At 72.4% G+C, this 24527-nt stretch carries 25 protein-coding genes and 1 tRNA gene; 14 read left to right on the top strand and 12 right to left on the bottom strand.

The annotated features are described in order from the left end of the window. Positions 1–20 precede the first annotated feature (20 nt). Positions 21–839 carry a methyltransferase domain-containing protein gene (locus DSM26151_RS11010; RefSeq protein ID WP_234659591.1) on the bottom strand — a complete coding sequence of 273 codons (819 nt, stop codon included), beginning with the start codon at positions 837–839 and terminating at the stop codon, positions 21–23. 46 nt (positions 840–885) lie between these two features. Here DSM26151_RS11010 and DSM26151_RS11005 point away from each other — a divergent pair, with 46 nt between their 5' ends. Continuing rightward, on the top strand, positions 886–1632 hold the full coding sequence (locus DSM26151_RS11005) for a phosphoglyceromutase (protein ID WP_234659590.1): 747 nt from the start codon (positions 886–888) through the stop codon (positions 1630–1632). A 69-nt stretch (positions 1633–1701) separates the two neighbouring features. On the opposite strand, the gene phoU is transcribed toward DSM26151_RS11005, so the two are convergent. Next, complete coding sequence (gene phoU, locus DSM26151_RS11000) at positions 1702–2355, bottom strand: phosphate signaling complex protein PhoU (protein WP_234659589.1); 654 nt, start codon at positions 2353–2355, stop codon at positions 1702–1704. 189 nt (positions 2356–2544) lie between these two features. Between phoU and DSM26151_RS10995 the strand changes: the two genes are divergently transcribed. Further along, positions 2545–3792 (top strand): sensor histidine kinase, encoded by a 1248-nt coding sequence (locus DSM26151_RS10995; protein WP_234659588.1) that lies wholly within the window; start codon positions 2545–2547, stop codon positions 3790–3792. Continuing rightward, positions 3789–4469 (top strand): response regulator transcription factor, encoded by a 681-nt coding sequence (locus DSM26151_RS10990; protein ID WP_234659587.1) that lies wholly within the window; start codon positions 3789–3791, stop codon positions 4467–4469. The genes DSM26151_RS10995 and DSM26151_RS10990 overlap by 4 nt, the downstream gene beginning before the upstream one ends. A gap of 73 nt (positions 4470–4542) precedes the next feature. Here the strand turns inward: DSM26151_RS10990 and DSM26151_RS10985 are convergent, their stop codons facing one another. Then, entirely contained in the window at positions 4543–5004 is a 462-nt protein-coding gene (locus DSM26151_RS10985; protein WP_234659586.1) for a DNA modification methylase, read from the bottom strand. 161 nt (positions 5005–5165) lie between these two features. Here DSM26151_RS10985 and DSM26151_RS10980 point away from each other — a divergent pair, with 161 nt between their 5' ends. Next, positions 5166–5648, top strand: coding sequence for a CarD family transcriptional regulator (locus tag DSM26151_RS10980; protein WP_067948714.1), 483 nt, complete (start codon positions 5166–5168; stop codon positions 5646–5648). Between the two features lie 85 nt (positions 5649–5733). After that, positions 5734–7023 (top strand): 2-C-methyl-D-erythritol 4-phosphate cytidylyltransferase, encoded by a 1290-nt coding sequence (ispD, locus tag DSM26151_RS10975; protein ID WP_407650954.1) that lies wholly within the window; start codon positions 5734–5736, stop codon positions 7021–7023. A 29-nt stretch (positions 7024–7052) separates the two neighbouring features. Here the strand turns inward: ispD and DSM26151_RS10970 are convergent, their stop codons facing one another. The 3 genes from DSM26151_RS10970 to DSM26151_RS10960 are packed head-to-tail and all read right to left on the bottom strand — an operon-like array spanning position 7053 to position 10374. Further along, positions 7053–7706 (bottom strand): response regulator, encoded by a 654-nt coding sequence (locus DSM26151_RS10970; RefSeq protein WP_234659584.1) that lies wholly within the window; start codon positions 7704–7706, stop codon positions 7053–7055. Further along, positions 7703–9751 carry a sensor histidine kinase gene (locus DSM26151_RS10965; RefSeq protein WP_234659583.1) on the bottom strand — a complete coding sequence of 683 codons (2049 nt, stop codon included), beginning with the start codon at positions 9749–9751 and terminating at the stop codon, positions 7703–7705. The genes DSM26151_RS10970 and DSM26151_RS10965 overlap by 4 nt, the downstream gene beginning before the upstream one ends. Positions 9752–9783: 32 nt before the next feature. Continuing rightward, positions 9784–10374: a hypothetical protein gene (locus tag DSM26151_RS10960; protein ID WP_234659582.1), complete on the bottom strand. Its 591-nt coding sequence runs from the start codon at positions 10372–10374 to the stop codon at positions 9784–9786. A 138-nt stretch (positions 10375–10512) separates the two neighbouring features. Between DSM26151_RS10960 and cysS the strand changes: the two genes are divergently transcribed. Then, positions 10513–11937 (top strand): cysteine--tRNA ligase, encoded by a 1425-nt coding sequence (cysS, locus tag DSM26151_RS10955; protein ID WP_234659581.1) that lies wholly within the window; start codon positions 10513–10515, stop codon positions 11935–11937. Further along, a complete protein-coding gene (gene rlmB, locus DSM26151_RS10950) occupies positions 11934–12950 on the top strand; it encodes a 23S rRNA (guanosine(2251)-2'-O)-methyltransferase RlmB (RefSeq protein ID WP_234659580.1) in 1017 nt (338 codons plus the stop codon). The genes cysS and rlmB overlap by 4 nt, the downstream gene beginning before the upstream one ends. A 21-nt stretch (positions 12951–12971) precedes the next feature. Here rlmB and DSM26151_RS10945 read toward each other — a convergent pair whose 3' ends face one another. Together DSM26151_RS10945 and DSM26151_RS10940 are read right to left on the bottom strand one after the other, a co-directional pair. Further along, on the bottom strand, positions 12972–14288 hold the full coding sequence (locus DSM26151_RS10945; RefSeq protein ID WP_234659579.1) for a DUF4032 domain-containing protein: 1317 nt from the start codon (positions 14286–14288) through the stop codon (positions 12972–12974). Between the two features lie 74 nt (positions 14289–14362). Next, positions 14363–15463, bottom strand: a complete 1101-nt coding sequence (locus DSM26151_RS10940) for an ABC transporter ATP-binding protein (RefSeq protein WP_234659578.1) — start codon at positions 15461–15463, stop codon at positions 14363–14365. A gap of 188 nt (positions 15464–15651) precedes the next feature. On the opposite strand from DSM26151_RS10940, the gene DSM26151_RS10935 reads away from it, so the two are divergent. From DSM26151_RS10935 to DSM26151_RS10925, 3 genes are all read left to right on the top strand, one after another. Then, positions 15652–16575 carry a DsbA family protein gene (locus DSM26151_RS10935; protein WP_234659577.1) on the top strand — a complete coding sequence of 308 codons (924 nt, stop codon included), beginning with the start codon at positions 15652–15654 and terminating at the stop codon, positions 16573–16575. A gap of 89 nt (positions 16576–16664) precedes the next feature. Next, positions 16665–16737: transfer RNA gene (locus tag DSM26151_RS10930), tRNA-Thr, on the top strand. 2 nt (positions 16738–16739) lie between these two features. After that, entirely contained in the window at positions 16740–17831 is a 1092-nt protein-coding gene (locus tag DSM26151_RS10925; RefSeq protein WP_234659576.1) for a DMT family transporter, read from the top strand. A gap of 6 nt (positions 17832–17837) precedes the next feature. Here DSM26151_RS10925 and DSM26151_RS10920 read toward each other — a convergent pair whose 3' ends face one another. After that, complete coding sequence (locus DSM26151_RS10920; protein ID WP_234659575.1) at positions 17838–18410, bottom strand: nitroreductase family protein; 573 nt, start codon at positions 18408–18410, stop codon at positions 17838–17840. Further along, on the bottom strand, positions 18407–18808 hold the full coding sequence (gene msrB / locus DSM26151_RS10915) for a peptide-methionine (R)-S-oxide reductase MsrB (protein WP_234659574.1): 402 nt from the start codon (positions 18806–18808) through the stop codon (positions 18407–18409). The genes DSM26151_RS10920 and msrB overlap by 4 nt, the downstream gene beginning before the upstream one ends. A 193-nt stretch (positions 18809–19001) precedes the next feature. Between msrB and DSM26151_RS10910 the strand changes: the two genes are divergently transcribed. The 4 genes from DSM26151_RS10910 to groL all read left to right on the top strand — a co-directional run bounded on the left by DSM26151_RS10910 (position 19002) and on the right by groL (position 22056). Next, positions 19002–19271 carry a DUF3263 domain-containing protein gene (locus tag DSM26151_RS10910; protein WP_234659573.1) on the top strand — a complete coding sequence of 90 codons (270 nt, stop codon included), beginning with the start codon at positions 19002–19004 and terminating at the stop codon, positions 19269–19271. 27 nt (positions 19272–19298) lie between these two features. After that, positions 19299–19838, top strand: coding sequence for a LytR C-terminal domain-containing protein (locus DSM26151_RS10905; protein WP_234659572.1), 540 nt, complete (start codon positions 19299–19301; stop codon positions 19836–19838). 208 nt (positions 19839–20046) lie between these two features. After that, the gene (locus tag DSM26151_RS10900; RefSeq protein ID WP_234659571.1) at positions 20047–20250 is read left to right on the top strand and encodes a cold-shock protein; all 204 of its coding nucleotides are present in this window, start codon (positions 20047–20049) and stop codon (positions 20248–20250) included. 186 nt (positions 20251–20436) lie between these two features. Then, positions 20437–22056, top strand: a complete 1620-nt coding sequence (gene groL / locus DSM26151_RS10895; RefSeq protein ID WP_234659570.1) for a chaperonin GroEL — start codon at positions 20437–20439, stop codon at positions 22054–22056. A gap of 114 nt (positions 22057–22170) precedes the next feature. Here the strand turns inward: groL and DSM26151_RS10890 are convergent, their stop codons facing one another. Both DSM26151_RS10890 and DSM26151_RS10885 read right to left on the bottom strand, forming a co-directional pair. Next, complete coding sequence (locus tag DSM26151_RS10890; protein WP_234659569.1) at positions 22171–22461, bottom strand: WXG100 family type VII secretion target; 291 nt, start codon at positions 22459–22461, stop codon at positions 22171–22173. Between the two features lie 145 nt (positions 22462–22606). After that, positions 22607–24490: a sensor histidine kinase gene (locus DSM26151_RS10885; protein WP_234659568.1), complete on the bottom strand. Its 1884-nt coding sequence runs from the start codon at positions 24488–24490 to the stop codon at positions 22607–22609. Positions 24491–24527: the final 37 nt, after the last annotated feature.

Genomic DNA, 24527 nt, shown 5'->3' with positions numbered 1-24527 from the left:
CGAGTCCGGGCCCGTCCTCGTCAGGGCGTCCGGCGCGGCGCGACCGACGCCCAGTCGACGGTGAGTTCGCCGAGCCGCCACCGGCGCACGTCGCCGCGGACCGGCCAGCCGTCGTCGCGCAGGTCGCGCGCGAGCGCGATCCACCGCTGGGAGGGCCCGTACACCGACAGCGGCGCGTGCACGCGCCAGGCGCGGTCGAGTGCGCCGAGCAGGTCGTGGATGCGTTCCCCCGGGACGTTGCGGTGGATGAGCGCCTTCGGCAGGCGCTCGGCCAGGACGGATGGCGCGTCGAGCCCGGCCAGGCGCAGGCTCACCGTGAACGTGGCCGGCCCGGCATCCGTCACGCCGACCCAGCTCGCGACCCGGCCGACCTCGTCGCAGGTCCCCTCGACGAGCAGGCCGCCCGGCGCGAGCCGGGCGGTCATGCGCGCCCACGCCGCGGCGACGTCCGCCTCGTCGTACTGGCGCAGCACGTTGAAGGCGCGGATCACGGCGGGCGAGGCGCCGCCGGGTACCGCGACCTCGAAGCCGCCGAGCGCGAAGCCCACCGGGAGGTCGGGCGCGAAGCCGGTGCGCCCGGCACGGACCTCGTCCAGCTGCTGCGTGGCGGTGCGCACCCGGCCGGGCTCGATCTCGATGCCGAGGATGCGCGTGTCCGCGCGGGCGCGGCGCAGGCGGGTCGCGAGTTCGAACGCGGTGACGCCGCTCGCCCCGTAGCCGAGGTCGACGACGAGCGGGTCGGGGGCGCGCAGGAACTCCGGCTGCGCGGCGATCCAGCGGTCCACGCGGCGCAGCCGGTTCGTGTTCGTCGTGCCCCGCGTGATCGATCCCACCGGCATGTCACCAAGTCTCGCAGGCGATCGTCGCGCCGTTAGGCTTGGCGGCATGGTCTACACCCTCGTGCTGCTGCGCCACGGCCAGAGCGACTGGAACCAGAAGAACCTGTTCACCGGCTGGGTGGACGTGCGATTGAGCGAGCAGGGCCGCGCCGAGGCGAAGCGCGCCGGCGAGCTGCTCGTCGAGCACGGGGTCCTCCCCGACGTGCTGCACACGTCGGTGCTCACCCGCGCCATCCAGACCGCCAACATCGCGCTCGAGCATGCCGACCGCGCGTGGATCGACGTGCGTCGCTCGTGGCGCCTCAACGAGCGCCACTACGGTGCGCTCCAGGGTCTCGACAAGGCCGAGACGCTCGAGAAGTACGGGCCCGAGCAGTTCATGCTGTGGCGCCGTTCGTTCGACACCCCGCCGCCCGTGCTCGCCGACGACGCCGAGTGGTCGCAGGTCGGCGACCCGCGCTACGCGGGCCTCGCCGACGGCGAGCTGCCGCGCACCGAGTGCCTGAAGGACGTCATCGCGCGCATGCTGCCGTACTGGGAGTCGGCGATCGTCCCCGACCTGCGCTCGGGGCGCACGGTCGTGGTCGCCGCCCACGGCAACTCGCTTCGCGCGCTCGTCAAGCACCTCGACGGCATCGGCGACGACGACATCGCCGAGCTGAACATCCCCACTGGCATCCCGCTCGTCTACGAGCTCGGCGAGGACTTCATGCCGATCGCCCCGGGGCGCTACCTCGACCCCGAGGCGGCGGCTGCCGGTGCGGCGGCGGTGGCGGCGCAGGGCAGGAAGTAGCCGAGGCCTCACGACGCGAGGGCCGGGCGGATGCAGCATCCGCCCGGCCCTCGCCTGTGCGCCTCGCGATCAGGCGGGCTCGGGGACCCAGTCGCCGGTCGCGAGGTACTGGACCTTCTTCGCGATCGACACGGCGTGGTCGGCGAACCGCTCGTGGTACCGGCTCGCGAGGGTGGCGTCGACCGTGTCGACGGCCTCGCCCTTCCACGTCTCGCCGAGCACCTTGTCGAACACCGAGAGGTGCAGGGCGTCGACCTTGTCGTCTTCGTTGCGGATCTGGTCGGCGAGCGCGACGTCCTCCGTGCGGAGGAGCTCGACGAGCTGCTTCGCGATCTCGACGTCGAGTGCGCCCATCTCGCCGAACGTGGGGCGCAGGGTCTTGGGGACGACCTTGTCGGGGAAGCGGTACCGCGCGAGCTGCGAGATGTGCGTGGCCATGTCGCCCATGCGTTCGAGCGATGCCGAGATCCGCAGCGCGCTGACGACGATGCGCAGGTCGCGGGCGACCGGCTGCTGGCGCGCGAGGATCGTGATCGCGAGTTCGTCGAGCGCCTGCGCCCTGGTGTCGATCAGGTGGTCGTCGGCGATGACCTCCTCGGCCAGGCTGACGTTCGACTCGTTGAACGCGCGCGTCGCCTTCTCGATGGCTCCGGCGACGAGCGTCGCGATCTCGACGAGGCCGTCCTGGACCTCGCGCAGTTCCTGTTGGAACACCTCACGCATGCGAATGACCCTCCGGTGGTCTCGGGCACCCGCGCGGGCACGCGGGACGACCGGTGCGATACCGGCCTGCGACATCATGGCCGTCGAAGGTGAACGGCAGGTGCCGTGCTGCTGAACACTCTCCAACCTACCCCGATCCGACGCCCGCTCCGTCGCTCCGGGGGTGACCGCCGTGGCTATGGTGGAGCCATGGAGTCCACCTGGTCGGTGCTGGTCGCGCTGACCTTCGGCATCCTCCTCGGAGCCGGGTTCACCGTCATGCTGCACATGGCCGAACGCCGCGGCCAGAGCGCTGCACGCGTGGTCGCGCCGACGATCCCGGACGGCGTCGACCAGGTGCTCGACGTGCTCGAGTCGGCCGGGGTCGTGCTCGACCCGTCGAACAACGTCCTGCGCGCCTCGCCGGGCGCGGTCGCGCTCGGACTCGTGCGCAACCAGATGCTCATCCACCGGGAGCTGCTCGATCTCGTCCGAGACGTCCGGGGCACGGGCGAGCCCGTCGAGGCCGAGGTCGAGCTCGCGCGCGGCCCGTTCGGCGAGGCGACCATGCGGCTGACCGTCCGGGTGGCGCGACTCGGCACGCGCTTCGTGCTGCTGCTCGCCGACGACCGCACCGAGGCCGACCGCCTCGACGAGGTGCGGCGCGACTTCATCGCCAACATCAGCCACGAACTGAAGACGCCGATCGCGTCGGTCAGCCTGCTCGCCGAGGCGCTCGACCAGGCCGCCGACGAGCCCGAGCAGGTTCGCCGGTTCGCCGACCGGCTCGGCATCGAGTCCGCGCGCCTCGCGCGCATCACGGGCGAGGTCATCGAGCTCTCCCGGCTCCAGGCCCGCGATGCGCTCCAGCGCGACGAGCTCGTCGCCGTCGACCGCGTCGTCGCCGCGGCGGTCGACCAGAACCGGGTGGTCGCGGCCGCGAAGGGCGTCGATGTCGCCGTCCGTGCGAAGTCGCGTGCCGAGGTGTACGGCGACGAGGCGCTGCTGGTCGTCGCCCTGCACAACCTCATCGCCAATGCGATCGCGTACTCGAGCGAGGGCGGGCGCGTCGGCATCGGCGTGACCGCGGACGACGAGGCGGTCGAGATCGCGATCGCCGACCAGGGCGTCGGCATCGCCTCCGAAGACCTCGACCGCGTCTTCGAGCGGTTCTACCGGGTCGACCAGGCGCGGGCGCGGAACACGGGCGGCTCGGGCCTGGGGCTGAGCATCGTCAAGCACACCGTGCAGAACCACGGCGGCGACGTGCGGGTGTGGTCCACGCCCGGGCGCGGTTCGACCTTCACCGTGCGCCTGCCGCTCGCCGAGCGCCCGATCCTCGGCGAGCCCGCCGATGCCGACCCCGAGCCCGAGGCGGCGAAGCCCGCTGGCGCGACGCCCACATCCCGCATCGCAGCGGCCCTTCCGGCCGCCCCTTCCCGAGGAGACCGAGAGTGACCCGCATCCTGCTCGTCGAGGACGAGATCGCCCTGAGCGACCCGCTGAGCTTCCTGCTCGAGCGCGAGGGCTACGAGGTGGAGGTGGCGGACGACGGGCTCGCGGCCGTGGCCGCGTTCGATCGGGAGGGCGCCGACCTCGTGCTGCTCGACCTGATGCTGCCGGGCCTGCCCGGAACCGAGGTGTGCCGCGAACTGCGCCAGCGATCCGGCGTGCCGATCATCATGCTCACCGCGAAGGACTCCGAGGTCGACATCGTCGTCGGGCTCGAGCTGGGGGCCGACGACTACGTCACCAAGCCGTACTCGACACGAGAACTGCTCGCTCGCATCCGCGCCGTGCTCCGCCGTCGCAGCGAACCGGACGACCTCGACGAATCGGTCATCCAGGCCGGCCGGGTGCGGATGGACGTCGACCGCCACACGGTCGAGGTCGACGGCGACCCCGTCGCCATGCCGCTCAAGGAATTCGAACTCCTGGAACTGCTCATGCGCAACGCCGGTCGGGTGCTGACCCGCGGGCAGCTCATCGACCGGGTGTGGGGCAGCGACTACTTCGGCGACACCAAGACGCTCGACGTGCACATCAAGCGGATCCGCTCCAAGATCGAGCTCACCCCGTCGGAGCCGGTGCAGCTCGTGACCGTGCGCGGGCTCGGCTACCGCTTCGAGGGGTAGCGGCCGGGACGACGAGGGCGGATGCCGCGGCCCGAGCCGGCGGCATCCGCCCTCGGTGGTTCGGAGCTCGCGTCTACGGGACGAGGTCCGCGTACTCGGGGAGGCCCCCGTCGAGGACGGGGACGCTGACCTGGACGCCCTCGGCGCTGCCGGACTGCAGGTACACGTCGACGTTGCCGCCGACCTCGGCGTCGAGGCCCTCGATGAGGAGCGGCTCTTCGTCCTCGGTGCCGAGCGAGATGGTCTGCCCGGCCTCGACGTCGATCTCGTAGGAGTCGCCCGAGTCGACGAACTCGATCTCGAGGGTCGCGTCGTCGTCGCCCGTGTTGACGACGGCGAGGATGAGGTTGCCCTCTTCGCCGTCCTCGCTGATCACGAGGATGTTGCGGACGTCGAGCGCACCGACGTCGGCCGAGACGCCGTCGCTCGGGTCGTAGGCCTCGGTGGTGGCCTGGTAGGTGATCATGGCGCAGCCGCTGCCGCCGAGGGCGATGCCGAGAGCCAGGGCGACGGATGCCGCGAGACGCGCCTTCACAGAACCTCCAAGGACGAGCGTGCGCGCGGCGGTATGGACCCGCGCGCGGTTGGGATCGTGTCGAGTGTAGCCTACGGCGGCGGCGCTTCCGGGGGGAGGGGGCGGAACCTTAGCACTACCTCGGTGTGATATCCTGAAAGTTGCCGAAAGGACGTCTATTCATGCTTTTTGAGGTTGGCGAGACCGTCGTTTACCCGCACCACGGCGCCGCAACGATCGTCGAAGTCAAGAAACGCATCATCAAGGGCGAAGAGAAGCTCTACCTCAAGCTGAACGTCACGCAGGGCGACCTCGTGATCGAGGTTCCCGCCGAGAACGTCGACCTCGTCGGCGTTCGCGACGTGATCGGGAAGGAAGGCCTCGACAAGGTCTTCGAGGTGCTCCGCGCTCCCTTCACCGAAGAGCCGACCAACTGGTCGCGCCGCTACAAGGCGAACCTCGAGAAGCTCGCTTCGGGTGATGTCATCAAGGTGTCCGAGGTCGTGCGCGACCTGTGGCGCCGCGACCAGGACCGCGGCCTGTCGGCCGGTGAGAAGCGCATGCTCGCGAAGGCCCGCCAGATCCTGATCTCCGAGCTCGCGCTCGCCGAGAAGACCGACGAGGAGCAGGCTTCGACCGTCCTCGACGAGGTGCTCGCCTCCTAGCGAGCACCCTCGATCGAACGCCGCCGGCGCTGATGCGCACGGCGGCGTTCGTCGTCGGCAGGCGGGCCGGTCGTGCGACCCGGAGATGCTCCGCCGGTCCTCCGCTGCTCCGCCGACCGCCGCTGCGGCGTACGGTGGACACGTGAACGACACCACCGTCGCCGTCATCGTCGTGGCAGCCGGATCCGGCACCCGTCTGGGCCACCCCGAACCGAAGGCGCTCGTCCCGCTCGGCGACGACACCGTTCTCGGGGTCGCCCTGGATGCCGTACTCGGCATGCGCGAAGCGCCGTTCGTGGTGGTGGTCGCCCCGACCGACCGTCTCGAGGACGTGCGGGCCCGAAGCGCGGCGCGCGCGGCCGCGGCGTCCGTCGACCTGGTGGTCGTCGCCGGCGGCTCGACCCGGCAGGAGTCCGTGTCCCGCGGGCTCGCCGAACTGCCGCGCGCGATCGAGGTCGTGCTCGTGCACGACGCGGCCCGTCCGCTCGCTCCCGCCGCGGTGTTCGACGAGGTCGCCGCGGCGGTCGCGGCGCGCGGCCGCGGGATCGTGCCGGGTCTGCCGGTCGTCGACACCGTCAAGCGCGTCGACGGCGAGGGACACGTCCTCGAGACGGTCGACCGTTCGGAGCTCGCCGCGATGCAGACGCCGCAGGGCTTCCCGCGCGAGGTGCTCGAGTCGGCCTACCAGGGCGCCGGAGCGGACTTCACCGACGACGCCGCCCTCGTCGCGTCGGCGGGCGTCGCGGTCGACGTCGTGCCCGGCGATGCACGGGCGTTCAAGATCACGGTGCCGTCCGACCTGCACCGCGCCGAGCACCTGCTCGCCGAGCGCGTCGCGTCCGCCGCTCCGGATCCCGCGGCGCACCGAGCGCATCCCGCGCACGCCGCCGTCCCGAGGGTCGGCACCGGCATCGACGTCCACGCGTTCGCCGACGACGGCGACGCCCCGCTGTGGCTCGCCGGCCTGCACTGGCCGGGGGAGCGCGCGCTCTCGGGGCACAGCGACGGCGACGCGGTCGCGCACGCGATCTGCGACGCGCTGCTGGCCGCGGCCGGTCTCGGCGACATCGGCGGCATGTTCGGCACCGCCGATCCGCGGTTCTCGGGCGCGCACGGCGAGGTCTTCCTCGCCGAGACCGTGCGGCGACTCGAGGCTGCCGGATGGCGCGTCGGCAACGTGTCGGTCCAGGTCGTCGGCAACCGGCCCAAGCTGGCGCCCCGCCGCGCCGAGGCGGAGGCCGTGCTGGCCGGAATCGTCGGCGCGCCGGTGAGCGTCGCGGCGACCACGACCGACGGACTCGGCTTCACCGGTCGCGGCGAGGGCGTCACCGCGATCGCGACCGCGCTCGTCGTCCCCGCCGGCGAGCAGGGCTGACGGGCCGACGGGCTGACGGCCCGCCGCGTTCAGGCGCCCCTGCCGAGTCCGGCGCGTCGCGCGAGGTCGACGGCCTCGCCGCGCGTCGCGACGCCGAGGCGTGCGGGGATGCCCGCGAGCACGTTCCGCACGGTCTTGACGCTCACGTGCAGGCGGCGGGCGATCTCGGCCGGCTCATGGCCCGCAGCGAGCAGGTCGAGCACCTCGCGTTCCCGGTCCCGGAGTTCGGGCAGCGGCGGATGCCACGGGCCGGCGGCCGGGTGCAGCAGTGCGGCGGCGCGATGGGCGACGCTCGCGCCGAAGAGCAGTTCTCCGCGCGCCGCCGCGTGGACCACGCGGATGAGCTCGTCGGGATCGGCACCCTTCAGCACGTAGCCGACGGCGCCGTCGCGCAGTGCGACGGCCAGTGCCTCGTCGGCCTCGACCATGGTCAGCATCACGATGCGGACGCCGGGAGCACGGGAGCGGATGGCGCGGATCGCGTCGACGCCGCTGCGCCGCGGCATCCGCACGTCGAGGAGCAGCACGTCCGGCGCGCTCGTGACCGCGACGCGGATCGCGTCGTCGCCGTCCTCGGCCTCGTCGACGAGCTCGACGTCGTCCACGGTGGCGAACATCGCCCGCACACCCTGCCGGAACAGCGCATGGTCGTCGGCGATCGCGACGCGGACGGGCGGGGTCACGGCGCCTCCGCCGCGGCCGGCTCGGCCAGGGGAAGCGATGCTCGCACCGTCGTCCCGGCGGCGTCGCTGACGATGTCGACCCGACCGCCCTGCTCCCGAGCGCGTCGTTCCATCGAGGCCGATCCGATGCCCGGCGCGCCGTCGGCGATGCCCGTTCCGTCGTCCACGACCTCCAGCACGAGGCGGTCGCCGTCGCGACCGAACGAGACGCGGCATCGCGAGCCGCCGGAGTGCCGGATCGCATTGGCGATCGCCTCGAGTGCGATCGCGTACGCGGCCGCCTCCACCGCGGCGGGCAGCGGCTCCGGAGCGCCGCCGACGACCTCGACGCGGACCGCGCCGTCGACCGCGGCGGCGTACGCGCGCACCGCCTCGGCCAGGCCGACGTCGTCGAGCACGGGCGGTCGGAGCCCGCGAACGATCCTGCGCACATCGTCGACCGCCGCGGCGAGCTGCGCCCGCGCATCGGCGACGAGGCGCACGGCGTCCGGCGGATGGCGCGTCGCCTCCCGTTCCGCGGCGCCGAGCGTCAGCGCCGCGGCAGCGAGGGTCGGTCCGAGCTCGTCGTGCAGGTCGTCGCGCACCCTGCGGCGTTCGTCCTCTCGGGCCGCCAGGAGTGCGCGACGGGATGCCTCGAGCTCCCGAGCCAGCCGACGGGCGTGCAGGACGGCCGCGAGATGCGCCAGCACGGGCTCGAGCGCCTCGCGCTGCGCCGGATCGAGCACGGCACCCGCCCGACCGGGGTCGAGGACGACGGCTCCCTCGCTCCGCCCGGCGTGGACCACGGGGAGACGGAGCGTCGGAGCGGGGTCGTCGGCCTCGCTCACGGCGTCGGCGCCGAGTTCGATCCGCGCGGCGCGGACGCCGAGGGCACGGGCGAGTGCATCCTCGATCAGACCGGGTTCCGGCCCCGAGGTCGCGGCGAGCGCGAGCCGTCCGTCGAGGTCGCCGAGCGCGCGGCGCCGGTCGGTGGCGCTTCCCGTGAGCACTCTCCGGGCTCCTCGGACCGCGAGGCGATCGAGGGGTGGGATCGCGACGGCGAGCACCGCGGCCGGCACCGCGAGCGCGACCGCCGGCTCGGCGCCGGCGAGGTGGAGGGATGCGGCGGCGATCGCGAACCCGGCGACCGCCGCGATCGCGACGGCCGAAGCCGCGACGATGCGCGCGATGGAGGCGGCCTGGCCCCAGAGACCGCGCCGGAGCACCGCGGACGCGACGGCGATCGGGATCGCGAGGAAGGCCGCGACGAGGAGGGCCTGCAGGGCCAGGTCGACGAGGCCGCCGACCGGCGCGAGGCCCGCGCCCTGGACGACGGCGGCTGCGGCGAGCGCTGCGAGGGCCCCGCCGATCGTCGCGGATGTCCCGATGACGAGCCGGTGGTCCGCGTCGTCGCGTCGGCTCAGCCGCACGATCACGGTCACGAGCGCGAGCGCCGCGACGACGACGGTCCCGACCGCGACGGCGACGGAGCCGGCTCCCGTCCCCGCGGGCGCGATCGACAGCGCGATCCACGCAACGGCGACGACGATGAGCAGCCGCGCCCACCATCCGCGCACGACCCCGTCCGGGAACGCGGCGATCCACCACACCAGGAGCAGGACGGAGGCGTCCGCGAGGGTCCCGAGCCACGCCGCGGCCGGGTACTCGGCGACCAGCGCGGGCACGAGCTGCGGGAACCCGACCGCGATCGCGACGAGCGCGGCCGCGGCCGTGATCGCTCCCCGCGCCGTCGTCTCGCTCGCGCTCGCGCCGCGGAGCAGGAGGGCCGAGACCGCGAGGCAGGCCCCGGCCAGGACGAGCGAGAGGACGAGCCCGATCGCGACGTACCCCGCGACCCCGAGCCCGGTCTCGTCGAGACGCGCGGCGGCCTCGGCGTCGATCGCGCCGGGCGGGCACTCGCCGGTGCAGACCTCGGTCCGGATCCGCCATGCCGACGGGACCGACACGAGGATCACGATTCCGGATGCCACGGCGCAGGCCGCGACGAGCCGGGCGGCGAGCCGGCTCGCCGCGGTCCGGCCGGGTCGCTCCGGGCCAGGCGCCATGGCGGCAGTGTAGCGGCGGGAGTGCACGCCGCTCAGGATCGAGCGTCGGGGCGCGCCGTGAGCGCGACTGCCGCCCAGATCAGGCCGAGGGGGATCGAGTTCAGGGGAACGAGGAACATGATCGGGATGAGGAGCGCGACCGCGACGCCCACCCACCACGGCCAGACCCGTCGGCGCATCGATCCCAGCACGCCGATGATCACGAGGCCGACCGCGGTGAGCGCCACCTCGGCCAGGAAGACCTCCACGGCCGGTTCGACGCCCGTCGCGACGACCCAGAGCATCGTCGCGCCGGATGCCGCGAGCCCGGCGACCCCGGGAATCCAGGCGGCGAGCCGCGCACCGGTGGGGGCGAGTGCGGCGAGCGCGACCGCACCGGCGAGGAAGGCGAGCCCGCTGAGCGCCTCCGACGCGCGACCGAGGGGGCTCGCGTGATCTGCGACGTCGGCCCCCGAGAGCACGCCGGCCGCGCCGACCCCGAACTGGCCGACGAGGAATGCGACGGCCGTCCACGCGGCGGCTCGGGCGATCCTTCGCCGTCGGGCGGTGGCGGCGCTGCCGGCGGCATCCGTCTCGGAGACGTCGGCGCGAGCGCGGATCGATGCGGTGGGTCGGATGGTCATCAGGGGATCCTCTCGTCGGCGGGCTCCGGGCCGCGGTGGTCGGCCGGGATCGACCCGGTGCGCCGAGTCTCGCGCCGCCGGTGTCCCGCGCGACCGGGCGCCGAGCCCGGATCGCGGGCGCGCCGGTACGCTTGACGGGTGACGCTGCGACTCCACGACTCGAAGGCCCAGGCCCTGCGTGACTTCGCGCCCCTCGAGGAGGGGCGCGTAGGCATGTACGTCTGCGGACCGACGGTGCAGTCGAGCCCGCACATCGGGCACCTGCGCAGCGCCCTCGTCTACGACATCATGCGCCGCTGGTTCACGGCGCGCGGGTTCGCGGTGACCTTCGTGCGCAACGTCACCGACATCGACGACAAGATCCTGAATGCCGCAGCCGAGGAGGGGATCGGCGAGCAGTGGTGGTCGCTCGCCTACCGGGTCGAGCTCGAGTTCACCGCCGCGTACAACGCGCTCGGCATCCTGCCGCCGACCTACGAGCCGCGGGCCACCGCGAGCGTCACGCAGATGCAGCGGATGATCCAGCGCCTCATCGACCGCGGGCACGCCTACCCGGCCGCCGACGGGTCGGGCGACGTGTACTTCGACACCGGCAGCTGGGCCGCCTACGGCGAGCTGACCCGCCAGGCGCGCGAGAACATGGAGGCCGCGGCCGACTCCGACCCGCGCGGCAAGCGCGACCCCCGCGACTTCGCGCTGTGGAAGGGCCACAAGCCGACCGAGCCGCGTTCGGCGGGCTGGGAGTCGCCGTGGGGTCCGGGCAGGCCCGGTTGGCACATCGAGTGCTCGGCGATGGCCGCCCGCTACCTCGGCGCACGGTTCGACATCCACGGCGGCGGGCTCGACCTGCGCTTCCCGCACCACGAGAACGAGCTCGCGCAGTCCACGGCCGCCGGTGACGGCTTCGCGCGCTACTGGGTGCACAACGGCCTCGTGAACATCGGCGGCCAGAAGATGTCGAAGTCGCTCGGCAACTCGGTGTACGCGCACGAACTCACCGCGCTCGCCTCGCCGCTCGCCGTGCGCTACCTCCTCGGCCAGGCGCACTACCGTTCGACCCTCGACTACTCGCCCGACTCGCTCGCCGAGGCCGAGGCCGCGGTCGACCGCATCCGGACCTTCCTCAACCGCGTGCAGCGCCGGCTCGCCGGCACCCGGTACCAGGACGACGGGGCGGATGCCGCGTGGCCCGACGCCTTCGCCGAGGCGATGGACGACGACCTCGGGGTTCCGCAGGCGCTCGGCGTCCTGCACGAGACCGTGCGCGCGGGCAACCTCGCGCTCGACGGCGAGGACCTCGGCGCGGCGGCCCGCCTGCGCGGCCAGGCGCTCGCCATGGTCCGCGTGCTCGGCATCGACCCCACCGACCCGGCCTGGGCGACGGATGCCGGGCCGGCCGCGACCGCACTCGACGCGCTCGTCGAGCGCCTCATCGCCGATCGCCGGGCGGCCCGCGAGTCGAAGGACTGGGCGGCCGCCGACCGGATCCGCGCAGAGCTCGCGGACGCCGGAATCACCATCGAAGACAGTCAGACCGGAACGCATTGGAGCCTCACCTCATGAAGGGCAGCAGCGGAAAGCCTCGCGCCGGAGCGGTGCGCAAGAAGGGCAAGGGCCAGAAGGTCGGCACCGGCGGGCACAGCCGCAAGGCGCTCGAAGGCAAGGGGCCCACGCCCAAGGCCGAGGACCGCCCATACCACCAGGCCCACAAGAAGAAGGCGGCCGCCGAACGCGCGGCCGCGAAGTCAGGCGGCCGCGGGGGCCAGCGCCAGGCCGCGCCGCGCGGCGCGTCGGGTGCTGCCCGGCGCGCGAAGTCGGGCGACGAGTCCGAGATCGTCACGGGTCGCAACGCGGTCGTCGAGGCGCTGCGCACGCGGGTCCCCGCGACGACGCTCTACCTCGCGTCCCGGATCGAGATGGACGACCGCGTGAAGGAGGCCGTCAAGGTCGCGACCGGTCGCGGCATCCCGATCCTCGAGGTCATGCGCCCCGAGCTCGACCGGCTCGCCGGCGAGGGCGGAGTGCACCAGGGCCTCGCGCTCAAGGTGCCGCCGTACGAGTACGCGCACGCCGAGGACCTGCTCGACCAGGTGATCGACTCCGGCCTGACCCCGCTGTTCGTCGCGCTCGACGGCGTGACCGACCCGCGCAACCTCGGTGCGATCATCCGCTCGACCGCCGCATTCGGCGGGCAGGGCGTGATCGTGCCGCAGCGGCGCTCCGTGGGCGTCACGGCCGCCGCGTGGAAGACCTCCGCGGGCGCCGCGGCCCGGGTACCGGTCGCGATGGCGTCGAACCTGACGCAGACGCTCAAGGCGCTCAAGCAGCGCGGGGTCTTCGTGCTCGGCCTCGACGGCGACGGCGACGTGAGCCTTCCCGGCCTCGACTTCGCCGACCGGCCGATCGTGATCGTCGTCGGATCCGAGGGCAAGGGCCTGTCGAGGCTCGTGACCGAGACGTGCGACGCGGTCGTGTCGATCCCGATCTCGGCGGCGACCGAGTCGCTGAACGCCGGCATCGCGGCATCCGTCACGCTCTACGAGGTCGCCCGGCTGCGAGCGTCCCGGCCCGCCTGACCGGGCCCGCCCGGTCCGGCGTCAGACCTTGAGGCGCCAGTCCTCGTCGTCGTCCGGGTCGTGCACCGGGACGGCCGAGGTGTCGGGGGCGATCGCCGGCAGCGCGGCCGTCATCGCCTCCGTCGGCGGGCCGATGACGGTCGCCTCGTCCCGGCGGTGCCGGAGCACCTCGTTGAGGTACGACGTCAGCGCCTCGGCGAGCGGGATGTCCCGGCCCTCGCGCTGCGCGAGGTACCAGCGGTGCTCGAGCAACTGGTGGAACACCTCGGCGGGCTCGAGCTTGCCGCGCAGCTCGTGCGGGACCGCACGCACGACGGGCTCGAACACGCGCATGAGCCACTCGTGCGCGACCATCTCCTCGTCGTCGTCCCGACGGTACGCCGCGCGGTACGAGTCGAGGTCGTTGAGCAGGCGCCGTGCCTGGTTCTCGCCGGCGTCGAGGCCGGTCAGGCGCAGCAGGCGTCGCTGGTGGTGCCCGGCGTCGACGACCTTCGGCTGGATCCGCAGCGTCGTTCCCGACTCGTCCGTCCGGATCGCGAGCTCCTCGATGTCGAACCCGAGCTCGTTCAGGCGCGTGACTCGCTCGTTGATCCGCCATCGTTCGGCCATCCCGAAGGACTCGCTGCCCGTGAGCTCCGACCAGAGGCTGCGGTACGCGTCGAGGATGCCGTCCGAGATCCGGACCGGGTCGAGCCCGTCCGCCACGCGGCCGCCCGCCTCGAGGTCGAGCAGTTCGCCGGCGATGTTCACCCTGGCGATCTCGAGGTCGTGCTCGCGCTGCCCGTTCGACAACCCGCCCTCGTGGAGCCTGCCGGTCTCGGCATCCACCAGGTACGCCGCGAACGCGCCGGCGTCGCGCCGGAACAGCGTGTTGGAGAGCGAGACGTCGCCCCAGAAGAAGCCGATGATGTGCAGGCGCACGAGCAGCACCGCGAGCGCGTCGACGAGGCGCGTCGCCGTGTCGGGGCGCAGCGTCTGCGAGAACAGCGCACGGTACGGCAGCGAGAACCGCAGGTGCCGTGTGACCAGCACCGAACGGAGCGGCTCCCCGTCGGCATCCGACCGGTTCGTGATGACCGCCGCCGGCTCGACGCACGGAACCTCGAGTCGCTGCAGCGCGCGGAGCATCTCGTACTCGCGTGCGGCCATCTCGGACGTGGTCTCCTTGATGGCGACCACGTGACCGCCGAGGTGCGCGAACCGCACCAGGTGTCGGGAGATGCCCTTCGGCAGGGCGGCGATGGTCTCATTCGGCCACGCCTCGAGGGGGAGCTCCCACGGCAGGTCGAGCAGGGCGGGGTCGGTCATCGCCGACGTGATCGAGAGGGTTCGACTCATCGGGACCAGCGTAGTGCCGGAGACGACGAAGCCGGACGGGCCGAGGGCCCGACCGGCTTCGCAGGCGACCGAGGTCAGCTCACGACGGCCTGGGTGCTCAGGCGCTCGCCCGACTCCACGTCGAACACGTGCACGTGCTTCGGGGTCGGGAGGAGGTAGACGGTCTCGCCCGAGAACGGGTGGTTGCGGCCGTCGACGCGCGCGACGATGTCGGTGCGCTTGCCCTCGATCTCGGTGTGGCCGTACAGGTAGCCGTCAGCGCCGAGCTCCTCGACGATGTCGACCACGACCTCGATGCCCTCGCCGGGCGTCGTCGAGACCGTGATGTCCTCCGGGCGGACGCCGACCGTGACAGTCGAACCCGACGCGTGCGTGATCGCCTCGCGCTCGACCGGCACGACGGCCTTGCCGAAGAGGACGCCGCCGTCGGTGACGTCGGCGTGGAACAGGTTCATCGCGGGCGAACCGATGAAGCCCGCGACGAAGACGTTGGCGGGCCGCTCGTACAGCTCGCGCGGGGTGCCGACCTGCTGGAGCAGGCCGTCCTTGAGGACGGCGATGCGGTCGCCCATCGTGAGCGCCTCGGTCTGGTCGTGGGTGACGTAGACCGTGGTGACGCCGAGTCGGCGCTGGAGCGAGGCGATCTGGGTGCGGGTCTGCACGCGGAGCTTGGCGTCGAGGTTCGACAGCGGCTCGTCCATGAGGAACACCTGGGGCTGGCGCACGATCGCGCGGCCCATGGCGACGCGCTGGCGCTGACCGCCCGAGAGCGCCTTCGGCTTGCGGCTCAGGTAGGGCTCCAGGTCGAGGAGCTTGGCCGCCTCGAGGACCCGTGCGGCGCGCTCGTCCTTGCCGACGCCGGCGATCTTGAGCGCGAAGCCCATGTTCTCGGCGACGGTCATGTGCGGGTACAGCGCGTAGTTCTGGAAGACCATCGCGATGTCGCGGTCCTTCGGCGGCACGTCGGTGACGTTCCGGTCGCCGATGAAGATGTTGCCCTCGTTGACCTCTTCGAGGCCTGCGAGCATGCGCAGCGAGGTGGACTTGCCGCAGCCGGAGGGGCCGACGAGGACGAGGAACTCGCCGTCTGCGATCTCGAGGTCGAGCTGGTCGACGGCCGGGCGGGTGCCGCCGGCGTAGAGGCGGGTGGCCTTGTCGAACGTGACTGACGCCATGGTTCTGCTTCTCCTTCACCGGCAGGTACGTGCCGGACGATCCGTTGTGAATGGGGAGCGTCGACATCGACGTCGACGCCCTGACAGTATGCCATGGGTTCGTTTGGACGATTCACAGTGATCGCTCCTACACTGACCGAGCGTGCGCCCGCACTCGCACGCGCCCCACAGCGACCCGGAGACCATCGATGAGCACTGGCGGATCAGAGCCACGCCCCAGCAGGAACGAGCGACGTGAAGCCGCTCGCGAGAAGGCACGCGCGCTTCGCGAGGAGCAGAAGAAGAAGGAGCGCCGCAATCGACTCCTGATCCAGGGCGGCGTCGTCGTCGCGGTGATCGCCGTCGCGGCGCTCATCGGCGGACTCATCTTCAACAGCATCCGACCCGCCGGTCCCGGCCCGCTGAACATGGCCAGCGACGGCATCCTGCTCGTCGCAGGCGAGACCGAGGGCATCGACGCGGTCCAGACGCCCGCGATCCCCGCCGACGGCGAGCCGACGCCGACCGTGCCCGACGAGAGCGGCACCGTCGCGAACATCGTGGTGTTCGTCGACTACCTGTGCCCGTTCTGCGGCCTGTTCGAGCAGACCAACGGCGAGACCATGCGAACCATGGTCGAGCAGGGCGCGGCGACGCTCGAGGTCCACCCGATCGCGATCCTGACCAACAAGTCCGCAGGGACCCAGTACTCGCTGCGCGCGGCGAACGCCGCGGCCTGCGTGGCCGAGAAGTCGCCCGAGGCGTTCTTCGACTTCAACGCCCTCATGTTCGAGAACCAGCCCGAGGAGCTCAGCGCGGGCCTGACCGACGACGAGATCTTCGCGATCGCCTCCGAGGCGGGTGCCGCAGCCTCCGTCGAGAACTGCATCGAGGACGTGCGGTTCAAGGACTGGGTGCAGGATGCCACCGAGCGGGCGCTGACCCAGCCGATCCCGAACTCCGACCTGCCCTCGATCACCGGCACCCCGACCGTGCTCGTGAACGGCAAGCAGTACGTCGGTTCGCTCGAGGACCCGGCCGAGTTCCAGGCGTTCGTGCTCCAGGCCACGGGCGAGAGCTACAGCGAGTCCGAGGCGACGCCGACTCCGACGCCCACGCCCGAAGCGGGCTGAGCGCACCAGCCACCAGCGCGAAGGGTCCGGCCTCGGCCGGGCCCTTCGCGCTTCCCGCCCGGGCGCCGGTAGGATGTCCTGCATCCCCTGCCGGCTTGGCGCAATTGGTAGCGCACCGCTCTTGTAAAGCGGTGGTTACGGGTTCGAGTCCCGTAGCCGGCTCGATGTCGAGATCCACGGAGCGTCCGGTTCCGCCCGAGACGCCCGGCGCGGCCGACCAGCACGAACGCGACGCCGAGCACCACCACGCGCACGCCGAGCCGTCGCGCCCGCCCATGTGGGCGGCGATCGCGCTCGTCGTCGTGTCCGGTGCGCTCATCGCGGTGCAGTCCCGCATCAACGGGGAGCTCTCGCGCCGGCTCGACGACTTCTCGGTCGCGGCGGTCGTGTCGTTCGGCTCTGGCCTCGCGATCCTCCTCGTCGGACTCGCACTGTGGCCCGAGGGGCGCCGCGGCGTGGGCCGCATGCGCGACGCGGTGCGCACGGGTCGCCTCGCCTGGTGGATGCTGCTCGGCGGTGCCGCGGGAGCGTGGTTCGTCGCCACGCAGGGCATCGCGGTCGGGGTCCTCGGCGTCGCGCTGTTCACGGTCGGCATCGTCGCGGGGCAGACGCTCGGCGGCGTCGTGTTCGACGCGCTCGGCCTCGGCCCGGGCGGCCGGCGTCCGCTGAGCGCCAACCGCGTCGCGGGCGCGGTGCTCGCGCTCGCGGCCGTGGTCTGGGCGCTCTCGGCCCAGGTCGCGGGCGAGGTCCCGCTGTGGCTGCTCGTGCTGCCGTTCACGGCGGGCATCGGCGCAGCCTGGCAGCAGGCGATGAACGGTCGCGTCCGCACGGCGTCGTCGAGCGCCTTCGCGGCGACCCTGACGAACTTCGCCCTCGGCACGAGCGTGCTCGTCGCCGTGATGCTCGTGCACGCGGCATCCGTCGGCTGGCCGACCGAGTTCCCCTCGGAGCCGTGGCTGTACGCCGGTGGCGCCATCGGCTGCGTCTTCATCGCCGCCCAGGCCGTGCTGGTGCGTCGCGTCGGGGTCCTCGTGCTCTCGCTCGGGCTCGTCGCCGGTCAGCTCTCGGCCGCACTCGCGATCGACCTGCTGCTCCCGACGCCCGGGCGGCCGGTCGGCTTCGCGACGATCGCGGGCACGGTCCTCGCGCTCGTCGCGGTCGTGTTCGCGAGCCTCAGGCCGCGTGCCGCGCGGCACGTCGCGCCGGTCGACCCGCTCGCGGCTGATTCCGGGGCAGACGGCCCGGGGCGGCCGTAGGGCCGCTCAGCCGAGGACGCTGAAGCGGCCTCGGGCGGGGTCCGAAGCGCGTCGCGGCGGTCGCTCCGACTCGAGCCGGCCGCCGACGTACAGCCAGCCCATGAGGTGCTCGTGCTCGGCGAGCGCGTGCATCCGGGCGACCTCGGGATGCCGCGTGAACGGTCCGGTGCGCCACATGACGCCCCACCCCGCCTCGTCGAGGAGCAGTTCGAGCGTGTGCCCGACGCCCGCCGCGCAGGCCTCCTGCTCCCAGGCGGGCACCTTCGGGTGCGGCCGGGGAGCGGCGACGACGGCCAGCAGCAGCGGTGCCCGGAGCGGCTTGGCCGCGAGGGCCAGCGCGGCGGGTCCGTCGAACCCGGATGCCGCGACGAACGCATCGCCCAGCCGGGCCCGTGCGCGCCCGCGCAGCGCGATCACCCGCCAGGGTGCGAGCGCGGCGTGATCGGCCACCCGGGAGGCGGCCTGCAGCAGCATCTCGAGCTCGGCATCGGCCGGGGAGGCATCCGTCACCTTCGGGCGGGAACGCCGGGACAGCACGGCATCGCGGACGGGCGCGCCCGCCGGCACCGCGGCCGTCACGATTCGGGCGTGAAGTCGAGCGCGATCGAGTTCATGCAGTAGCGGTCGCCGGTCGGCGTGCCGAAGCCGTCGGGGAAGACGTGACCGAGGTGCGACCCGCAGCGGGCGCACCGGACCTCGGTCCGGGTCATGCCGAGCGAGCTGTCCTCGAGCAGCTCGACGGCATCGGGGCGGACGGACTCGTAGAAGCTCGGCCATCCGCACCCGGAGTCGAACTTCGTCCCGGACTTGAACAGTTCGTTGCCGCATGCGGCGCACGCGTAGATCCCGGCCCGCTCCTCGTCGAGCAGCTCGCCCGTCCACGCGCGCTCCGTCGCGGCCTGCCGCAGGACGGCGAACCGATCGGCGCCGAGCTGATCGCGCCACTCGTCGTCGGACTTGTCGACCTGGTATGCCATGGTTGCTCTCCTCGAGGGTCGGTGCGCCTTCCATCGTCGCAGTTGTTCGGCCTGACGGGTGCAACGTGACGGATGCCGCGGCTGTTCCCGGGCCGCGCCGCCGAGTGCGGCGGCCTCACGGGAAGCCCTCCCTAGGATGTGCTCGACGGCAAGCCCGGCAGGACTCGGCGGCGCATGGACAGGAGACGACGGCATGGACGGCGACGGCCTCGACGATGCGCAGCGCGCCGTCCTCGCCTTCGAGTCCCGCGCCTTCCCGGACCCGGCCCGCAAGGCCGACGCGATCCGGGCGGAGCTCGGTTGGTCTGCGGCCCGCTACTATCGGCTCCTCGGAACACTCGTCGACTCGCCCGCCGCGCTGCGGCACGACCCGATGCTCATCGGCCGGCTGCAGCGTCAGCGGGCGGCGCGCGTCGCGGCGCGCGAACGCCGCAGCATCCCGACCGCCCGGCCGCTTCCCTAGAGCGCGCCCCGACCGACTGGAACCCAGGTGCAGAACTTCCCCCGCGACCGGTTCGACTCGATCCCGCACGGCATGGACCGGGTCGGCGCGCACCGCGCGCCCGAGCGTCGAGGGCGCAGGTGGATGATGATCGGCTGGGCGGCACTGGCGACCGTCGTCATCGCGGGGGCGGGCATCGCCGCGGTCTCCGTGTACAACCAGCGCCTCCAGTTCGAGGACGTCGTGCCGTCGGCGAGCGCGACCCCCGGCCCGACCGCCGAGCCCACCCTCGCACCCGACGTGAGCGTGGCGGTCCTGAACGGCACGTCGACGAGCGGGCTCGCGTCGAGCGCGGGCGAGCAGCTCGCCGCCCAGGGCGTGACGGTCGGGGTGACCTCGAACGCCGACACCTCGGACATCGAGCAGACCGTCGTGTACTACGCGTCGGCCGACCTGGAGGGTGCGGCGCGGGGGATCGCCCAGTTGCTGCCCGAGTCCGAGGTGCGGCTCTCGGAGCAGTTCGGGCAGGAGGGCATGCAGCTCGTCGTCGTGCTGGGGGCGGACTACGCGGAGGCGGTCGCCGGCTGAGACCGGCGCCAATCGTTGCCATTCTGCGACCATTCGTCGCGTCGGATCCCTTGTGCTCGGGCCGCGCGGCATGCCTATCTAGAAACGGCGGCTCGAACAGCAGTGTGAGCACCCGGCGCCGGACCCCGACGTCGACGTCGGCACGACGAGCGCCCGGTACCGCCGAAGGCACGTGCTGACTCGAAACACGGCAACATGGGAGCAACGCATGGCGAACGGAACCGTCAAGTGGTTCAACGCTGAAAAGGGATACGGATTCATCACCGTCGACGATGGGGGCCAGGACGTGTTCGTCCACTACTCCGCGATCGACATGGCCGGCTACAAGGTCCTCGAGGAAGGCCAGCAGGTGACCTTCGAGGTCGGTTCTGGCTCGAAGGGCCCGCAGGCCGAGGCGGTTCGGCCCGCCTAGTCCGAGACGTCGGAAGCGCCGCCGGGTCCCTCCGGCGGCGCTTCCGCATGTCCGCTCGCCGGATTCACAGGTGCGCTCGCTTGCACTCGTCGCGGGAGAGTGCCAGAATCGAACTGGCACTCGCACGTTCTGAGTGCTAACCCCCTTGGAATCTTTCATGACGTCCGGAAGGGACGAGAGACACACATGGCAAAGATCATTGCTTTCGACGAGGAGGCCCGCCGCGGCCTCGAGCGCGGCCTGAACACGCTCGCCGACGCGGTCAAGGTGACCCTCGGCCCGCGCGGCCGCAACGTCGTGCTCGAGAAGAAGTGGGGCGCCCCCACGATCACGAACGACGGCGTGTCGATCGCCAAGGAGATCGAGCTCGACGACCCGTACGAGAAGATCGGCGCGGAGCTCGTCAAGGAGGTCGCGAAGAAGACCGACGACGTCGCGGGCGACGGCACCACCACCTCGGTCGTGCTCGCTCAGGCGCTCGTGCGCGAGGGCCTGCGCAACGTCGCGGCCGGCGCCGACCCCATCTCGCTCAAGCGCGGCATCGAGAAGGCCGTCGGGGCCGTCTCGGAGGAGCTCCTCGCCGCGGCGAAGGAGATCGAGACCAAGGACGAGATCGCCGCGACCGCGTCGATCTCGGCCGCTGACGCGCAGATCGGCGAGATCATCGCCGAGGCGATCGACAAGGTCGGCAAGGAGGGCGTCGTCACGGTCGAGGAGTCGAACACGTTCGGCACCGAGCTCGAGCTGACCGAGGGCATGCGCTTCGACAAGGGCTACCTGTCGGCGTACTTCGTCACGGACCCGGAGCGCCAGGAGGCGGTCTTCGAGGACCCGTACATCCTCATCGCCAACCAGAAGATCTCGAACATCAAGGACCTCCTGCCGATCGTCGACAAGGTGATCCAGTCGGGCAAGCAGCTCCTGATCATCGCCGAGGACGTCGACGGCGAGGCCCTGGCCACGCTCGTCGTGAACAAGATCCGCGGCATCTTCAAGTCGGTCGCCGTCAAGGCGCCGGGCTTCGGCGATCGCCGCAAGGCCCAGCTCCAGGACATCGCGATCCTCACCGGCGGCCAGGTCATCTCCGAAGAGGTCGGCCTCAAGCTCGAGAACGCCACGCTCGACCTGCTCGGCCAGGCGCGCAAGGTCGTCATCACCAAGGACGAGACCACGATCGTCGAGGGTGCGGGCGACGCCGACCTGATCGCGGGCCGCGTCGCCCAGATCCGCTCGGAGATCGAGAACACCGACTCGGACTACGACCGCGAGAAGCTCCAGGAGCGCCTCGCGAAGCTCGCCGGCGGCGTCGCCGTCATCAAGGCGGGCGCGGCCACCGAGGTCGAGCTCAAGGAGCGCAAGCACCGCATCGAGGACGCCGTCCGCAACGCGAAGGCCGCCGTCGAGGAGGGCATCGTCGCCGGTGGTGGCGTGGCCCTCATCCAGGCCGGCAAGGCGGCGTTCGCGAAGCTCGAGCTCACGGGCGACGAGGCGACCGGGGCGAACATCGTCAAGGTGGCCATCGAGGCTCCGCTCAAGCAGATCGCGCTCAACGCGGGCCTCGAGCCGGGCGTCGTCGCGAACAAGGTCTCCGAGCTGCCCGCGGGTCACGGCCTGAACGCCGCGACCGGCGAGTACGGCGACCTGCTCGCGCAGGGCATCATCGACCCGGCGAAGGTCACGCGCTCGGCGCTGCAGAACGCCGCGTCGATCGCCGGCCTGTTCCTCACGACCGAGGCCGTCGTCGCCGACAAGCCCGAGAAGGTCGCGGCTGCGCCCGCCGACCCGACCGGCGGCATGGACTTCTGAGTCCTCGGCGGAGCGATCCGTCCCGCGGCTGAAGCCGCACACCACGCGAAGGGCGTCTCCCACGGGAGACGCCCTTCGTCGTGCCTGCGGCGCGCGGTCCAGAGCCCGCGCCGTTCAGCGCACGAACAGTCGCGCGTTCGCGGCCTCCGCGTCGGCGTAGTGCGCGGCAGCGGCACCGAGCGCCTGGTTCAGCCCGGACAGGCTCTGCTCGACGTGCTGCTGCGTGACCCGCCAGTCGGAGACCGCGGCCTGGAAGGCGGTCGCCGCCTGCCCCGTCCACGAGCCCTGCAGGCCCGTGAGCTGGGCGAGCAGTGCCGACACCTCCGACTGGATCCTGCCGATCGTCGCCTGCACGCCCTGGGTCGCCGCCTGCACCTGTTCGCTGTCGACCTGGTACCTCGTCATCGGGCATCCGTCCTTTCCGTTCACGACGCATCTGCGTCGGGGCGACGGTACGGCTCGGGGCCCGGGCCGGAGCCCGGGTGCGGCGACGAGTGCAGCGCGCCGCGCAGCACGCCGGGTGTGCAGGACGGCTCGAACCGTCGCCGACTCAGCCGGTCGCGACGGGCTGCGGTGCCGACGCGGAGTCGGCGAGGGGGAGCGCGACACGGAAGGTCGCACCGCCGCCGGGCGTCTCGGTGACGTCGACGTTGCCGTTGTGGGCGGCGACGATCGAGGACACGATCGCGAGGCCGAGCCCGGAGCCTCCGGTCTCCCGCGTGCGGGAGGTGTCCGCGCGCCAGAACCGCTGGAAGATCTTGTCGCGGATCTGCGGCGGGATGCCCTCGCCGTGGTCGACGATCTCGAGCATCGCGCGCTCGGCGTCGTCGTCGACGCTCACGCGGATCTCGATCGGGCTGTCGTCCGGGGTGAACCGCATGGCGTTGCCCATGAGGTTGGTGATCACCTGTCGGATCTTGTTCTCCTCGGCCTGCACGACGGCCCGGCGGACGGGAACGGTCGCCGGGGCGTCGGTGCGAGACGCCGCCGGCTCGACGGATGCGGACGCCGCGGACGAGGATGCGGGTGCGGACGCCGGCTCGGCGCCCGATGCCGACGCCTGCGCGCGAGCCGCGGCATCCGCCCCGGCGCCCCGGGCGCCCTTCGCGCCGCGGCCGCCGCCGCTCCGGGTGCGCCGCGACCCGCGGGCGTTCGGCGCCGGCTGAGGCGATTCCTCACCCTGGTCGGTGCGCCGGCCCCGCAGGCGCGCCAGCGTCGCCCCGGCGAAGGCGATCGGTCCCGACGCACGGGCGGGAGCCGCCTCGAGGTCGACCTCGACATCGCCGGGAACGACCGGGGTGGAACCGGTCGCGCTCGCGGCGGGTGCGATGACCGAGACGGTCCGGGCGGGGTTCGCGGCCATCGCGTCGAGCGCGGCATCGCGCGCGAGCGGCACCAGGTCGACCCGGGCGAGGTCGAGCGGCTTGGCCTCGTCGAGCCTCGCGAGCGCGAGCAGGTCCTCCACGAGGCCGCCCATGCGGATGGCCTCCTTCTCGATGCGGTCCATCGCCTGGCCGACGTCCTCGGGGCTCTGCAGGGCGCCCATGCGGTACAGCTCGGCGTATCCGCGCACCGAGACCAGCGGCGTCCGCAGTTCGTGCGAGGCGTCGCCGACGAAGCGGCGCATCTGGTCGATGGTCCGCGCCCGGTCGCGGAAGGCGCGGTCGATGCGGTTCAGCATCGTGTTGAGCGACCTGTTGAGGCGCCCGACCTCGGTGTTCGGCGTCGCGCCGCCGAGTCGCTGGCTGAAGTCGCCGTCCGCGATGGCGGCGGCGGTCGCCTCGACCTGCCGGAGCGGGGTGAAGGTCGTCGTGACGAGCATCCGCGTGAGGAGCGCGCCGACGAGCACCACCCCGATGCCGAAGCCGAGGAAGATCGTCAGGTACGCCGCGAGCAGCCGCTCGGTCTCCTGCGAGGAGATCGCGATGAGGATGGGCGCGTAGCCGCCGCGATCGTCGGCGGTCATGATGGCGTACACGCCCCGGAAGGTGAGCTCGCCGTTCGAATCCGGCAGGGAGAACACCTGGTAGCCGCCGTTCCCGTTCTGCTCGACGACGTCGGCCTGGGTGAGCTGCTTCGGGATCAGCGGATAGGCGGCCGGGTCGCGCGTGCCCCAGTTGTGCACGAGGAACCCACCCGTGCGGGCGTCGTAGACGGCGACGAACACGTCGTCGGAGGTCGTGAAGTCGAACGGTCCGCCGACCTCGTCCGAACCGGTCGAACCGGTGTCGTCGCGCGTGAGGTACTCGGAGATCCGGCTGGAGGCGATCGACTGGAGCTTGGTCTCGAGCTGGGACTCGACGTAGGAGCGCAGCATCGCCGCGGTGCCGATGCCCGAGACCAGGAGTCCGAGGGTGAGCATCAGCACGGTCACTCCGGTGATCTTGGTCCGGAGCGAGATCCGGTTCCACCGGTCGGCGAGGGTGTGATGCATGGCGGGCCGAGTCTACGGATCCTCCCTGTGCCGGCGC

This window comes from Agromyces marinus (assembly GCF_021442325.1).
GTDB classification, from domain to species: domain Bacteria; phylum Actinomycetota; class Actinomycetes; order Actinomycetales; family Microbacteriaceae; genus Agromyces; species Agromyces marinus.
This window is presented reverse-complemented; position numbering and strand designations above follow the sequence as displayed.